We start from the raw sequence: 15,847 nt of genomic DNA on the forward strand, positions 1-15,847 counted from the left end.
AATTAATTTTAATTTCATTATAGAGCTTTAAATTTTAATATATGTTTTTTCTTGTCTGGTGTTATATATGTCTGATAACGTCTAGGTTGTTCTTTTATTGGATATTTGTATTAGAATCGAATAATTGAAATAACCATTCATGAAAATGGTAATACAGTCACTATAAGCTATATTGTAATGACTTTATGTTGACTGCGTATAAGAATAAAATATTACACTAACTTATATAAAATGATATTAATCACCAGGCAGGAACTAAACATATTTAAACACGATTGATACAAATAGTAGACTTAAGTAAGAATATCATCATTCAAATAAAGTAAAAGTGGTTAAATTAAAATTCATGGTTATAATCTACTAATACATTACATCAAAAGATTAAATATACATGTTCTATCACACTCTGTTTGAAATGATTAATAATTTCAAATGACAAATATAAAAGCCTGGAACATCAATTGATCCAGGCTTTTATAGTGTATTAATAATTAATCACTGAGTTAAAATAAACGCTTGTCTCGTATGGATTACGTTTCATATTAAATCTTCAAACTGAATTAGGATATTAAATGTTATCACCTTTTCATGCATATACTAAGATTTTTATGACGTTTTTTACTTAAGATTGATAACAAGCTTACCAATCATAGAATGAGACTCTAAAATTTGATGCGCTTCATAAAGGCTATCTACATCTAATCCGTTGATAACTTTCGTGGTAGTTGGTTGATAATATCCCTGTTCAACCTTTTCTGTTATATCCTTAAGATATTCATGATGTTTGATTACATCATCTGTATGGTGTAATGGTCTTGAAAACATAAATTCATGCGTAAATGTTACACTTTTAGATTTCAATAAATTTAAATCTTGTTGCGAATTAAATGCGACAATTGTCGCAATATGTCCTCTAGGTTTAACTAAGTTAACCATCATTTCATAATACATATCTGTATCGAATGTACAAAAGATATAGTCAACACCCTCAATATGATTATCTTTAAATTGTTGACTTAAATCTTTCTTATGATTCAGTACAACATCAGCACCCATATTAACAGACCACTTTATAGTATCCTCTCTCGAAGCAGTTGTAATAACCTTCAACCCATAAAATTTCGCTATCTGTGTTGCAATACTACCTACACCACCTGCTCCATTAATTATTAACAATGATTTACCTTTATTTTCAGATGGTTCTTTTGAAATTCCAAAAACATCGAAAAGCGTTTCATAAGCTGTTAGCCCAGTTAAAGGTAGGCTAGCTGCTTGTTCACTTTTCAAATTTGTAGGTGCTTTAGCTACTAAATACTCCTCTATTAATTGGTATTCTTCATTCGAACCATTTTGGTTAGGAGAACCTGAATAAAAAACGACGTCCCCTTCTTGAAACATTGACACTTGATCTCCTATCTTTTCAATCACACCAACAGCATCAAAGCCAAGTACACGTGGCGCTTTGTCAACTGGTATTGTACGCTGTTTTGTATCAACAGGATTCACACTAATACTTTGAACCTTGACTAATAATTCATGGCCGGATGGATGAGGTATATCAAAGTTAAATTCCTCAAAACAATTTCCTTCATCTAATTGGAATGAAGATTTAAATCCTATCGCTTTCATAGTGCCACCTCTTTAAAATTATTTAATTTTATTATATCACTTCAATTTACTACTTATGGTGTAAACGTTTTATCGTCAAGTAAATTAATGCTTTGCTTTTATTCACTTGCCACTTTAATAACTTGTTTACCAAAATTATCACCAGTTAGCAGATTTCTAAAGGCTTGCGGCACTTTATCAAAACCATCTTCTACTGAAACTTGTGTTTTAATTTTATTCTCTTGAACCCATTGAGCTAATTGTTTGCTCGCTTCTTTAAAACCATCAGCGAATTCTGCTACTATGAAACCTCTCATCATTGCTTGATTTTTAATCAATGTTTGCTGAATGCGTGGTCCAATATCTTTTTCTGGATGATTATAGGATGAAATCGCACCACAAACAGGAATTCTTGCATGTGTATTGAGATGTTTGAAGACTTCATCGCCAATATATCCACCTACATTTTCGAAGTAGACATCTATACCGTTAGGCACCGCTTCTTTTAACGCTTCAGGGAAATTATCTTTTTTGTAATCGATACCAGCATCAAAACGAAGTTCATTTTTTAGATAGTTCACTTTTTTATCTCCACCAGCTATACCAACGACTCTGCAACCTTTAAGCTTCGCAATTTGGCCCACAACTGAACCAACTGCACCTGAAGCTGCTGAAATAACTACTGTTTCACCTTCTTTAGGTTGTCCAATATCAAGTAATCCATGATAAGCAGTCTGACCAGGCATCCCCAACACACTAAGATAAAGATGTAATGGTACGTCAGAAGTAGGTACTTTGTTAACATACTCACTATTTACTGTATTTATTTTTCTCCAAGGTAGCATACCCACTACTATATCACCTTCATCAAAATTACTATCCTTGGATTTCAAAACTTTAGATACCGTATGTCCATTGAACGGTTCCCCTTGTTTGAACGGATCTACATAAGAATCAGCATTTGTCATACGTCCTCTCATATATGGATCAACCGATATATATAATGTTTTCAATTGCAATTCATTTTCTGAAGGTTCAATAACATCTATATCTTCATATTTAAATGTATCGTCTTGTGGCATTCCGTCTGGTACTTTATTAAATACTATTTGTTTATTATTCATATAATCATCATCCTTATAATAGTAGTTTATGCTATTGTGTTACCCTAAACAATTCAATCGCAATCATTATATATCATTTGTATAATAGTATTTATAATATCGTGAATATAAATGAAGAGGAGATGTGTGTTCATGAGATTAAGTTTACTTGATTATGTCCCGTTGTTCGAAGGGCGTACCCCAAATGACGCCCTAAAGCATAGTATTAAATTAGCCCAATACGCTGAGAAACTTGGGTACTTACGATACTGGGTTGCAGAACATCATCAAGTTTATTCTGTCGTTTCGAGTGCACCTGAAATAATAATGATGTCGATTTTAGAACACACACAACACATCAGAGTTGGTAGTGGAGGTGTGATGTTACCACATTATAGTCCTTATAAAGTAGCTGAGCAATTTAAAATTATGGAAGCAAGACACCCCCACCGTATCGATATGGCTATTGGACGTTCGCCAAGCTTTAAAAATGTTAATGAAGCATTAAATGAAAACAAAAATGAAAAATTACCATTCAATACTCAGATTACTGACTTGCTTAAATACTTCAATAACGATACATCTCAAGACCATCGTTTTAAATCATTATTAGCTACACCTATGGTTACTTCATTTCCTCAGCTATATATTTTAGGTATGAGTATTAGAAGCGCAAAATTAGCTGCTCAGCGCGGACTACCTTTTGTTATTGCACGAATGGGACAATCTGAGACAGACCTTCATGAAGCTATAAGCACTTATCGAAAATATTTCAAAGCTTATCATGGTGAAATTAATAATGCGAAACCATATGTTATTTTAGCAACTTTTGTGGTAACAGCTTCTAATTTATCTAGAGTTAAACAATTGCTACATGCGCTTCAACTTTGGTTGATGCGTATTAACTATTTAAATCAACCTAAGAGTTATCCATCGATTGAAACAGCACAGAACAAGCATTATAGTCAACGAGAATTAGAAAAGCTTGAAAAGATGAAATCGAAAATCATATACGGAATGCCAAATGATGTTGCGGAACAACTTACCTTACTTCATCAACAATTTAAAGTGGATGAAATCCTCATCTTACCTCATGTATTTGGTGAAGACGCTAGAATGGAATTAATTGAGTTAATTGCGAATGAATTGATTCCATCTTGTTCACGCGATGAATTTTAGACTATTACTAAAAGACGCACGATTGATTCACTTGAAAGTCAAGTTATCATTCAATCGTGCGTTTTGTTTACTACTTTTAAGTTTCCCATAAGAATTGTATGATTTCATTTGCAACATCTTTATTCTCATGTAATTGACTATGTTGTGCCTTTGCACCTTTAAATTTCATTTCTTGATAAGACTTAGCGCTACCTCTTAGTAAATATTGAAGCGATTGAGAAGAGCTATTTGACACACGTCCATCTGAATGTGAGCCATCTTCTAAATCTCCGTAGATATTTAAAACTTCTATTTCCTTACCACTATAAATCTTATGCAGTGATAACAATTGCCGATATGCGGCATTCATTCTACTTGGTTTCCCCTGTTTATCAACGATAATTTCATTCACGTTCTCATTCATATTCAAAATCCCGTTATAAACTCCCGCTATATTAACTTCCTTTTTAAGTTGTGGCAAATGTCGATCGTCCCCATAATTTTTCATGTAAAAAGCAAATGACATGTTCCCCATTGAATGTCCTACAAAATTAAATTGTTGAATTCCAAATTGACTTTTTAGTTGTGATAGAACTTCTTTAATCCAATAAGCATTTTCTTTAAAATTTCCATTTTTATTATCTTTAAATTCTACTTTGACAATAGGGTTTGCTGCATCTTCACTTAATTTTTTATCAAAATATACTTTTCCTTCACTACTCACTCTAGCGGTTATCACCTCATTGGTTACATTTTTATTTAACGCTTGTTTGACCATAAACGTTTCTGAGCGTTCGCTACCACCATAACCATGTAAAAAAGTGTTGCTGTTGTTTTTATTTTATTATTAGAATAGTGAGTCGAAATGTATGATTGGGATTGAGTTTTGTTATAAATAATAACCAAAACTAATACTGTTGTAGAAAAGATTGTAAATAATAGAATTGTGAATTTTGACTTCATCATTACCCCTCTTCATGTTTATTTATTAATTATACTATTATTAGTAATAAATTATTTGATTTATGGGATTACTTTAAAATAATCTTGGTTCGATAAGATATATCACAATTAGACATAACTTCATTTTAAACTACTTTACTTGAAAATGAATATACGTATTAAAAAAACGATTATTTCCAAATCATTTTCATTGGAAATAATCGTTTTTGTTTTAAATACTTTAATAAGTGCGCTTAGTTAGATGCCTTATTTACTAGTTAATATTTAGCTTTTATTTAATTTCTTTACTTTCTGCAAGTTCTTTGTACCAATATGCACTTTTCTTAGGGAATCTTTCCTGTGTTTCAAAATCAACGTAGAATAAACCGTATCTTTTTTCATAACCATTTGACCATGAAAATACATCCATAAGAGACCATAAGAAGTATCCCTTAACATTGGCACCATCTGCAATCGCATCTGCTATCACACTTAGATGCTGTTTAATATAGTCAATTCGTGCATCGTCATGTACTGTTTTTTCTTTTTCGTCGAATACATCTTTATATCCTAATCCATTTTCAGTAATATAAATCTTATGATAATTCGGATAATCTTTTACTACACGCATAATTTGGTCATATAAACCTTGTGGATAAATCATCCAATCCCAATCGGTTCTAGGAACATCAACATCAAATTCACGTTGTCCTACACCTTTAAGTTGATACTTAGATCCACCTTTATCACCAGTGGCATTATGTGTTATTTCAGATTCGCCTTCAAAACCACGCATCCAGTCACTCATATAATAATTAATACCTAAGAAATCGTTTAAATCCTTAGCTTCATCTAAAATTTTGTAGTCTTCATCAGAAATCTCTAATTGACCACCATTCACAGATAAGATGTGTTGTACTCCTTCCATCGTTTCACGTGAGTACTTACCAAGGTATGTTGCATCTAAAATAAATTTATTATGAATAATGTCTTCAAGTTCGGCTGCTCTCACATCTTCAGGATTAGATGGATCATATGGATATTTTGTAGGTAATGCATGGACAACACCTATTTCTCCCTTATAATTTTCATCTTTAAAAAGTTTAACAGCACGTGCGTGTGCAACCATCATATTATGATGAGATTGGAATACTTTTTCAAAGTCATATTTGATACCTGGAGGGAATTTACCAACTAAATATTGACCATCACCAATCGGCCCAATTTCATTGAATGTTGTCCAATACTTAACTTCTGGAAATTCTTTAAAACAAAATTCAGCATAATCTACAAAATAGTCTATTGTTTTACGATTTAAGAAATCTCCATCTTTGTGAAGTACCTCTGGTGTGTCAAAGTGATGTAATGTTACAAAAGGTTCAACATGACGTTTATGACATTCTTTGAAAAGATTATGATAATACTCGACACCTTTTTGATTCACTTCACCGTAACCTTTAGGAAAAATACGAGACCAAGCAATTGAGATACGTATACCATTTACACCAAAGCGTTCACTTAATTCCAAGTCAACAGGATATCTGTTATAAAAATCACTTGCTGGTTCAGCTGTGTACCAATAATTCTCCTCTAAATACGTGTCCCAAGCGACACGCCCTTTACCATCAGTCTGAGTAGCTCCTTCTGCTTGATAAGCAGCGGTTGCTCCACCAAAAATAAAGTCATCAGGTAATTTCTTAGTCATATATAAAACTCCTTTTTAATTGTTAAATTGTTGTTTTACAAATTCTAAAGCCGCCTCACCGTCTCTTGTTAACTTGATATATTGAGCGCCTTCAGTTTTGGCTAATTTAATTCCTAAGCGATCAGTATCTTGTTTAATATCTTCAAAATTCGAAGCAACTTGTGGTGCTAAGATAATTAATTGATAATCTTTCATAATATCCATATGTGCACCATAACCACCTGCTGCTGCTTTTACTGGTACTTCATACTCTTCAGCAGCTTTATTTAAAGCATTAGCTAGTAAACCACTTGTACCTCCACCTGCACATAAAACTAAAACATTTGTTTGTTCACTAATAGTATCTGTAGAGGATGTAGAAGTTGTTTCATCAACTGAAGATGTATCATCAGTATCCGCTTCACTTGCCCCTGCAGTTGCTAAAATAGCATCGGCTTTTTTCGTATCAAAGTTTGCTGATACTTTTTCTTTTAATTCATTATTTGCTTCTTTATTTCCTAATTCTTCTTCAAGCACTTGTTCATCGTATACTTTTAAGAATGGATAGTAAATAATCACATCAACAACAATAAGTAATATTGCTAACACAAATGACCAAAATGCAAATCCAGTCCCCATAACAATACCGAGTGGACCAGGAGTAGTCCAAGGTAAAAAGATACTAAAACTATTCATATTTAAAACATCAACAAAAAATTTAAAAATCCATATATTTACTATAGGTGCAAAAATAAAAGGTATAAAGAATACCGGATTTAGTACTAGTGGTGCACCAAAAAGTATGGGTTCATTGACACCAAAGAATGTAGGTACGACTGATGCTCTACCTATCGCTTTATTTCTTTTTGATTTTGTTAACCACATAAACATAAATGGAACAACTAATGTTGCACCGGTTCCTCCCATAGTTGCTACGAACATCTGTGTACCCGGTGTAATTACTTTATCAGCATGTTCTCCAGCTTGTATTAAGTGTAAATTTGTTTCAAGGTTCGCATAAGTAATTGCTGCAATCGCTGGTTCAACAATAGAAGGTCCATGAATACCTACAAACCAGAAGAACGCAAACGCACCGAATATGAGTGTTACCCCAATCCAACCATCTGCCGCAGTAAATAGTGGCTCAAATACTTTTAATACTGCATTTGCTACATTTGTGTGGACTATTGCTCTAGAAAGTAAGTCTAAAGCATACAAAATTAAAATTACGGCTGATAAAGGGAAAATATCTTTAAATACTTGAGATATATTTGGTGGTACTTCTTTAGGCATTTTAATGGTAATATTTCTTTTGACAAAGAAATTATAAACAATCACGGTAATAAACGCAGAAATAAAGGCTGTCAATAAACCTTTTGTTCCCATAAATGCACTTGAAAATCCACCATCTTTAACAGGATCAGCAGCTAAGAATAAAAATCCACAAATAGCTGCCATCATTGTCGAAATAAAGTTAATCTGATTCGTTTTATCTAGTTTTCGATTGTAAGAATCAGTTAAAGATTTAGCTGTGGTTCCTGCTACAAGCAAACCAACTATTCCCATTGTATAGTTATAGGGTTTCATCAATATACCTTCCATAGTTTTACTCCAAGTAAAACCAAACACATTTGGTACATAGGTAATTAAAATAAATATACTTGAGAATAAGATAATTGGAATAGCAGCAATAAATCCATCACGAATCGCTCTTAAATAAATATTTCGTGATATTTTTTCAAAGAATGGCTTTCCTTTTTCTATCCATGCTATTAATTTATTCATAGGGGTCAGCTCCCTTTTTTGTATAATTCAATTAAATGCTTCATTAAATCTTTTAAAAGTAATGTTGTCATTAAATGGTCTTGACCATGAATCATAGTGATACTATATGCGATATCCTCGCCTTTAGCCTCTTGAGCTAGAAGATTGGTTTGTGCTTTATGTGCATTAGCAATACATTCATTCGCTTCCTCTACAAGTTGTTCTGCTTTATCAAATTCACTATCTTTAGCAGCATTTAAAGCTTCTAATAATTTTGAACGTGCATCCCCAGCATAGGCAACAATTTCAAATCCGAGTAATTGTACCTCATCTCTATTCATTTGAATATCCTCCCTTACATTATTTGTTTTTCCATGATGTAGCTGTTGTTTTCAATACTGTATTCAAATCATCAATATTCTTAAATCCTACCGTACGCAACCATTCTCTGACAGCTTGCTCTCCTTCTTCAATGTATACCTTAACTGCTCCTGACCATGTGGCACGTCCACATAAAACACCATTGAATTGCGCACCAGAATCATGCGCAAATTTTAATGTATCTTGGAACAATTCTGCTGATACACCTGCACTTAAATAAATATATGGTAAGTGAGTAGCTGCATCTTGATCACGGAAATGTTGTGCAGCTTCTTCTTTAGTATAAACAACTTCTCCTTCTGAAAATCCTTCCACAAAATTCATATTCACAGGTACTTCAACTTTAAGTACATCCACATTAAAACGATCTTCAGAGAATAACTTCATTGCTTCATTAACTTTACGTGGCTTAACTTTAGCGAATTCTGCACTTTTATTGTCAGGAATATTGTCGTCATATGTTAAAACTTCCAAGAAGAAAGGAATATCTTCGGCAACACATTCTGAACCAATTCGTTCAATATATGCTTTCTTTTGTATGTTAATTTCTTCTGTGTCATCTACATCATAATAAAGTAAAAATTTAACTGCATTGGCCCCTTGCTCTTTCAAACGTTTCGCAGACCATTCTACCAAGCAATCTGGCAAACGACCTTTCGCATTCACATCATATCCAGTTTTTTCGTATGCAAGTAATAGTCCGCAGTCATTATTTCGAGCATCTGATGCTGGTAAACCATATTCTGGATCTAATAAAATTGAAGACGCATATTGAGTTAATTCTTCAGAAACAAGTACTTTTAATTGTTCTATTTGCTCAACTGTTGGTGTTTCAGATTGATGTTCTGCCATCATTCTTTTTAATGCACCACGTTGATCAAATGCTAAAGCTGAAATAATACCTTCTTGATTACTTAATTTCTCAATTGATGACACTTTTTGTTGTGATTTTGTCATAAATTACACCTCTATAACTTCTATTTGTTTGAATATTTCGTCAAATTTATCTGTATTAATATGACCTGTTTGTTGTTCCATTGCATTTAGCATTCCGAATGCATTTGCTTTTTTTAATAACTCTTCATCGGTTTGTTGATGAATGAGTCCAGAAGCAATACCTGCTACAGTAGAATCTCCTGACCCAACAGGATTAACTACTTTAATGTTGGGAATATTCACCTTATAAAATTTTTGATTATGTTTTGCAAAAGCACCTTCACTGCCCAATGAAACAATAATCCATTCAATATCATTAAATATTGGCTGACTTAATGCCACTTTCAATTCTTTAATATCATTAGTTACTTTGTAATTTAAAAGTTGTGATAATTCATCTATATTTGGTTTAATTACTGTAGGTTTCTCATTACTAATAAGAACTTCCTCAAGTGATTGACCAGAGCTATCTAAAATGGTCAAAATTCCTTGTTCTTTTGCTAATCTCACAATATCCGTATAATAATCAGTATTAAGTCCTTTGGGCAGACTACCAGACATAACAGCCACATCAGTTTCTTTGAAAAGTTTTAATAGATGTGACTTGAATTCCTCTGATTCCTTAAGTTCAATCGTGGGACCCTTTTCAAGGATTTCAGTTTGTTGTCCCTCATGTAGTATTGCAATACAATTTCGTGTTTCGCCTTTGATTTTGAAAAATGCTTGTTTAATACGAGTAGTTTCTATTTGTTCTTCAATATATTGACCTAATGCTCCACCTAAAAAACCACTTGCTATTACGTCTTCACCAAATTCAGACAATACTCTAGTAACATTTAATCCTTTACCGCCTGCTGTTTTGCTTGTTTGAGATACCCTATTAACAGTATCTAAATTAAACTGATCTAAAGGATAAGATATATCAACTGAGGGATTTAAAGTTAATGTTAAAATCATTGGACATCTTCCTTAATCGTGATATTCACCTTTATTCCATTTTTCTAAGAACTCGTCGAAGAAATGTGGATCAGCTTGGTCATTGTTATGTGCTTCTAAATGATTGATTTTAGCAATTAATTTTTTATTTTCTTCAGTAGGTTTGTACTCTGCCTCAATGAATGCATCAACGATGTCGAAAATAAATAATTCACCTGCTACTTTACCGCCAAAACTTACAACATTGGCGTTTAACTCTTCTTTAGAATAAAGCGCTGATGTCATATCTCTAACTAAAGCAGTTCTAACACCTGGTACTTTGTTTGCAGCATTACTAATTCCTACACCAGTACCACAAATACATACACCTAAATCTGCTTCACCACTCGCAACTTTTTCTCCTACCTTTTTTCCATAAATCGGATAATGTGTACGTGTGAAATCATAAGTTCCAACATCTATCACTTCATGTCCCTGTGATTTTAAGTGTTGTGAAACTTCCATTTTTGTATCAGTAACAATATGATCGCAACCTATTGCAATTTTCATTTTTATTCCTCCTATTAACACATTTTATTTAACATATCTACGCGGATTTGATGACGTCCACCATCGTAATGACCATTGACAAATTCTTTTGCGACATTCTTAGCAAGCGTATCTCCAACAATTTCAGCTCCCATAGTAATCATGCGTGCATTATTATGGCTACGTGTCATGTAAGCTGAACGCTCATCTGAAACCTCAGCCGCAATCATTCCCTTAATTTTAGTTGCTACAATAAAACTACCTGCACCATAGGCATCTATAGCAATACCTAGATTGTCGTCGGACTTTTGAACTTCTTTAGCTACAGAGACTGTTGAATCAACAAAGTCTAGATCTTTTCCTTCTGTAACATCTAAAACATCATAATCGTTGTCTTCCAAATAATCTTTAATTAATTCTTTTAAGCGTTTGCCATCTACATCTGAACCAATAATAATCGTCATAATAAGTCTCCTTTTTTGAATTAAGGTGATTAAACACATGTGTTTTTGAAAAAGCGCTTTCAAATCTTTACACCTAAATTATAAACATATTTAAACAAATAATCAACATATAACAAACAATTGTCACGTATTTTTGTTTGATATATGTTGATTTAAAAAGAAATTGCTGTTTTTCTCTATGCAAAATGTTTATTTAAACAAAAAAGTAGCAATAAATTTAAAAAACTTTATTGCTACTTCTACTTAAACTACTTATTTAATTTTAAAATTCTTATCATCTGATTTTATTGCTTAATAATAATGTTTAATTGACATTATTATGATGCTTAAATATATTTATATTCACTTTAAAGACAATATGTTAAAGACTTTAGCTAATAACCTCAACATATGATTCTATTTTTTCTTTCTTTTCCAAGTCATTATTATCTGTTAAAACTGCATTGAGTTCACGAAGCTCACAAAATGATGAAAAATCATCCTTACCAATTTTTGAAGAGTCAATCAGTAAATATTTTTCCAACGAATGGCTAAGTGCAATTTGTTGCGTATAAGCCTCTTCTATTGAGGATGTCATAGCTAGACCATCTTTAACACCATTACTACTAAAAAACATTTTACTAAATCTTAGTTGACTTAATAACTGATTTGTCATCTCACCTACAAATGCTTCAGTTAAATCACGCATTTCCCCACCTAATAAATAGACTCTGAAATGTAACGTTTGTTTTTTTATTAATATATTAAATACTGGTAAACAATTAGTAATAATTGTTAATGAATAATGATTTATTTCTTCAGCTAATTTTTGAACTGTAGTACCAGGACCTAAGAAAATAGTATCTCCATCTTCAATTAAATCTACTGCATTCTTTGCTATAAATCGTTTTTCTTCAATAAAACGTGTATGTTTTTCTTGATGAGACATTTCTTTATATTGGAAAGCTGAATTACTACGAGCACCACCATGTATTTTAGTGAGAACACCTTTTTCTTCAAGCTCTGCGAGATCACGGCGCACAGTCATATCTGACACATTTAGATCTTCGACGATTTCATTTGTTCTTACAGAACCTCGTTTATTTACTAATTTTGTGATTTCATCTAACCTATCATATTTGTTCATTGATTTATTCACTTCCTATAATTACTATATATCATAATATTGAAACAGATTCATTATTTTAGAAGTTTATCATTTACTATCTTACGAATTTAAAATTTATATTGTAGCTTTCAATATCAACTTTTACTTTTTATATGATTATTTTGATTTTCAAAAATACTACTGATTTTCATTAAAAATTTAGAAATAACTTCAATCATTACTTTAAATCATAACATGAATTCTTTAATATTAAATTATATTGTAGTTGATAATAAATAAGTACTTACATAATATCTATGATAATGAGGTGAAAACAAATGAAAAAACCAGATATTCAACAGTTAAAAGATATCGTAAACAACTCTAATCAAATTGTTTTCTTTACAGGAGCTGGTGTTTCAGTTGCAAGCGGAATTCCAGATTTTCGCTCAATGGGTGGCTTGTATGATGAAATATCAAAAGATGGACAGTCTCCAGAGTATTTGCTTAGCATTGATCATTTACATGATAATAAAGAAAGTTTTATAAACTTTTATCATGAAAGACTTTTAATTGCCGATAAAAAACCTAATATTGTTCATCAATGGATTGCACAACTGGAAAATCAGCAAAAATCACTTGGCGTCATCACTCAAAATATAGATGGTTTACACGAAGATGCAGGTAGTCACAATATTGATGAGCTACATGGTACACTTAATCGCTTTTATTGTATTAACTGTTATGAGGAGTACTCAAAATCATATGTCATGACACATCATCTCAAATATTGTGAAAAATGTGGTAACGTCATCAGACCTGATATTGTTTTATACGGCGAGATGTTAAATCAAAAAACAGTCTTCAAGGCATTAGATAAAATTCAACATGCAGATACGCTCATCGTATTAGGTTCATCACTTGTTGTACAACCTGCTGCTGGTTTTGTATCAGAATTTAAAGGTGACAACCTAGTTATCATTAATAGAGATGCAACTCCATATGATCATACAGCTAGCTTAGTTATACACGATGATATGACTAGTGTTATAGAAGAAATTGTAAATAGTAATAGTTAAGTAACATAGAAGTCAAATTAAGTTCAAAATCCACTACTCATGCTCCAAAATCAAACACGTCAAATCCATAGAATTTCTTGATGAAACTTTCTTAATTTTAGGGCATAGCATAGTATTGAAAAAGCTTGAATAAAGTGCTTTTTAAATGAATAATCTAAATCCTACTCAATAATAAAGACTGGGACATCTAATTGTCTCAGTCTTAAATTATAAAAAAAACACTTCCCAATAAACGGGAAGTGTAAATGTTGTTCGCCAAAAATTAACGTTTTGAGAATTGTGGTGAACGACGTGCTTTTTTAAGACCTGGTTTTTTACGTTCTTTCATACGTGGGTCACGAGTAAGTAATCCAGCACGTTTTAAAGAACCTCTGTATTCAGGATCTGCTTCTAATAAAGCACGTGCAATTCCATGTCGGATTGCTTGAGCTTGTCCAGTAAATCCGCCACCGTGTACGTTAACTAAAACATCATAGTTACCTTTAGTTTCTGTAACATCAAATGGTTGATTTAAGTCTAAAATTAATGATTCGAATGGTAAGTAGTCACGTACATCACGTTCGTTAACAGTAATGTTACCTTCGCCAGGTACTAAACGTACACGTGCTACTGAGTTTTTACGACGGCCTGTGCCTTTATATTCAACTTGTGCCAATGTAATTTCCTCCTTCTAATTAACCACGTAACTCGTAGTTTTCTGGTTGTTGTGCAGCGTGTGGATGTTCAGCGCCACCATATACAAATAATTTTTTACCTTGTTTTTCACCTAAGCGTGTACTTGGTAACATACCTTTAATTGAAGTTTCTAATAAACGTTCAGGATTTGTTCTTTTTAATTCACCAGCAGAGATTGATTTTAAACCGCCTGGGTGATTTGAATGACGGTAGTACATTTTGTCTTGTTCTTTGTTACCAGTGAATTCAATTTTAGATGCATTAATGATAATTACATAATCACCAGTATCAACATGTGGTGTATAAGTTACTTTATTTTTACCGCGTAATATAGCAGCTACTTCTGATGATAAACGACCTAATGTTTGGCCTTCAGCATCAATAACATACCATTTGCGCTCAATGTTTGATTCATTTGCCATAAATGTTTGACGCATAATAATTGTCCTCCTAAAAATAAATGCTTCGTTCATTAATTGCAGTACGAATAAATCACATTCGAACCTATGTTTATTGCACTAACAACTATCATTATTGTTACGATTTAAAAGCGTAAGATTTCATTTATTTCATTAACTGTTGTTCTGCTTTGCTTATATATCTTGTAACACAATAAGTTTCCGGGGCTTATCGTGGGGTGATATAAAACAATACCGTTAATAATCATATAATTTCACAGTACTTTTGTCAATGACAATTAGTGTTTTTCCAACGATTTTTTGTAGTGTATTTTTACATCTTTCCCATATTCTTGTATCAATTCTTCTGGGCTTAAATAAATCTTTTCTAAATATAATCCGTCAGGTGGAGCTGTGAGAGGCACATTATTTCTATTTTTGTCCTCTAAGAGCTTAGGGACGTCATTAGGTTCACGCTTTCCTTTTCCTACTTCAATTAAGAAAGCTGCCAATACACGGACCATATTATAAAGGAATCCAGAACCTGTTACGACATAATCAAACCCTTCTTTAGTAGCAACAATTTCACTCTGATATAGTGTTCTTACTTTGCTTTCAACTTCTGTTTTCTGTGAACAAAAACCGGTAAAATCATGTGTACCTATAAATTCTTGAGCAGCTTTGTTCATTTTATCATAGTCTAATGTTTCATTAACAAATGTTTCAGTACCACTCTTAAAAGGATTTCGATGATTACCTTGATAAACTTTGTAACGATAGCGTTTGCCTACGCAGTCATAACGACAATGAAAATACTCGTCGACATTTCGTACATTTTTAACGTAAATATCATCTGGTAAAGCTCGATTCATCGCATATTGCCATTGTTTGTTATCAATATTCAATTCGGTATCGAAATGAAAGAATTGCTGATACGCATGCACACCCCTGTCTGTTCTGCTTGAGGGATGAATTCGTACATGATGTTTATGCATTCGTTTAAGAATCTTTTCAAATTGTTGTTGAACAGTTCGTCCTTGTTGCTGAATTTGAAAACCTAAAAATTGGTTACCTTGATAAGCAATTTCAACTAATATACGCAAT

At 32.5% G+C, this 15,847-nt stretch carries 15 protein-coding genes and 1 pseudogene; 2 read left to right on the forward strand and 14 right to left on the reverse strand.

The window, feature by feature from the left end; genetic code table 11:
- Positions 1–618: 618 nt before the first annotated feature.
- A complete protein-coding gene (locus AC1Q7N_RS07665) occupies positions 619–1,629 on the reverse strand; it encodes a zinc-binding alcohol dehydrogenase family protein (protein WP_032605508.1) in 1,011 nt (336 codons plus the stop codon).
- Between the two features lie 98 nt (positions 1,630–1,727).
- Positions 1,728–2,732, reverse strand: coding sequence for an NADP-dependent oxidoreductase (locus AC1Q7N_RS07670; RefSeq protein ID WP_021298834.1), 1,005 nt, complete (start codon positions 2,730–2,732; stop codon positions 1,728–1,730).
- Positions 2,733–2,864: 132 nt separating this feature from the next.
- On the opposite strand from AC1Q7N_RS07670, the gene AC1Q7N_RS07675 reads away from it, so the two are divergent.
- On the forward strand, positions 2,865–3,890 hold the full coding sequence (locus tag AC1Q7N_RS07675) for an LLM class flavin-dependent oxidoreductase (protein WP_021298835.1): 1,026 nt from the start codon (positions 2,865–2,867) through the stop codon (positions 3,888–3,890).
- Between the two features lie 76 nt (positions 3,891–3,966).
- Here the strand turns inward: AC1Q7N_RS07675 and AC1Q7N_RS07680 are convergent.
- The 9 genes and pseudogenes from AC1Q7N_RS07680 to AC1Q7N_RS07720 form a co-directional block, all read right to left on the reverse strand.
- A pseudogene (locus tag AC1Q7N_RS07680) lies at positions 3,967–4,832 on the reverse strand (alpha/beta hydrolase).
- A gap of 271 nt (positions 4,833–5,103) precedes the next feature.
- Positions 5,104–6,516 (reverse strand): 6-phospho-beta-galactosidase, encoded by a 1,413-nt coding sequence (gene lacG, locus AC1Q7N_RS07685; protein ID WP_001832731.1) that lies wholly within the window; start codon positions 6,514–6,516, stop codon positions 5,104–5,106.
- 15 nt (positions 6,517–6,531) lie between these two features.
- A complete protein-coding gene (locus tag AC1Q7N_RS07690) occupies positions 6,532–8,280 on the reverse strand; it encodes a lactose-specific PTS transporter subunit EIIC (RefSeq protein ID WP_001829731.1) in 1,749 nt (582 codons plus the stop codon).
- Between the two features lie 5 nt (positions 8,281–8,285).
- Positions 8,286–8,600 (reverse strand): PTS lactose/cellobiose transporter subunit IIA, encoded by a 315-nt coding sequence (locus AC1Q7N_RS07695; RefSeq protein WP_001829758.1) that lies wholly within the window; start codon positions 8,598–8,600, stop codon positions 8,286–8,288.
- Between the two features lie 19 nt (positions 8,601–8,619).
- Positions 8,620–9,597, reverse strand: coding sequence for a tagatose-bisphosphate aldolase (gene lacD, locus AC1Q7N_RS07700; RefSeq protein WP_021298836.1), 978 nt, complete (start codon positions 9,595–9,597; stop codon positions 8,620–8,622).
- A gap of 3 nt (positions 9,598–9,600) precedes the next feature.
- Complete coding sequence (locus AC1Q7N_RS07705; protein WP_021298831.1) at positions 9,601–10,533, reverse strand: tagatose-6-phosphate kinase; 933 nt, start codon at positions 10,531–10,533, stop codon at positions 9,601–9,603.
- A gap of 12 nt (positions 10,534–10,545) precedes the next feature.
- Positions 10,546–11,061, reverse strand: a complete 516-nt coding sequence (lacB, locus tag AC1Q7N_RS07710) for a galactose-6-phosphate isomerase subunit LacB (RefSeq protein ID WP_001829777.1) — start codon at positions 11,059–11,061, stop codon at positions 10,546–10,548.
- A 14-nt stretch (positions 11,062–11,075) separates the two neighbouring features.
- Positions 11,076–11,504, reverse strand: a complete 429-nt coding sequence (gene lacA / locus AC1Q7N_RS07715; protein WP_001829760.1) for a galactose-6-phosphate isomerase subunit LacA — start codon at positions 11,502–11,504, stop codon at positions 11,076–11,078.
- A 370-nt stretch (positions 11,505–11,874) separates the two neighbouring features.
- Positions 11,875–12,630, reverse strand: a complete 756-nt coding sequence (locus AC1Q7N_RS07720; RefSeq protein WP_001829761.1) for a DeoR/GlpR family DNA-binding transcription regulator — start codon at positions 12,628–12,630, stop codon at positions 11,875–11,877.
- A gap of 299 nt (positions 12,631–12,929) precedes the next feature.
- On the opposite strand from AC1Q7N_RS07720, the gene AC1Q7N_RS07725 reads away from it, so the two are divergent.
- Positions 12,930–13,670 (forward strand): NAD-dependent protein deacylase, encoded by a 741-nt coding sequence (locus AC1Q7N_RS07725; protein WP_001829706.1) that lies wholly within the window; start codon positions 12,930–12,932, stop codon positions 13,668–13,670.
- A gap of 262 nt (positions 13,671–13,932) precedes the next feature.
- Here the strand turns inward: AC1Q7N_RS07725 and rpsI are convergent, their stop codons facing one another.
- The 3 genes from rpsI to truA form a co-directional block, all read right to left on the reverse strand.
- On the reverse strand, positions 13,933–14,325 hold the full coding sequence (gene rpsI, locus AC1Q7N_RS07730) for a 30S ribosomal protein S9 (protein ID WP_001829714.1): 393 nt from the start codon (positions 14,323–14,325) through the stop codon (positions 13,933–13,935).
- Positions 14,326–14,344: 19 nt separating this feature from the next.
- The gene (gene rplM / locus AC1Q7N_RS07735) at positions 14,345–14,782 is read right to left on the reverse strand and encodes a 50S ribosomal protein L13 (RefSeq protein WP_002469355.1); all 438 of its coding nucleotides are present in this window, start codon (positions 14,780–14,782) and stop codon (positions 14,345–14,347) included.
- Between the two features lie 260 nt (positions 14,783–15,042).
- The gene (gene truA / locus AC1Q7N_RS07740; protein WP_021298838.1) at positions 15,043–15,846 is read right to left on the reverse strand and encodes a tRNA pseudouridine(38-40) synthase TruA; all 804 of its coding nucleotides are present in this window, start codon (positions 15,844–15,846) and stop codon (positions 15,043–15,045) included.
- Between the last annotated feature and the right edge of the window lies 1 nt (position 15,847).

The organism is Staphylococcus sp. GW823-FHT05F06, from assembly GCF_058795495.1.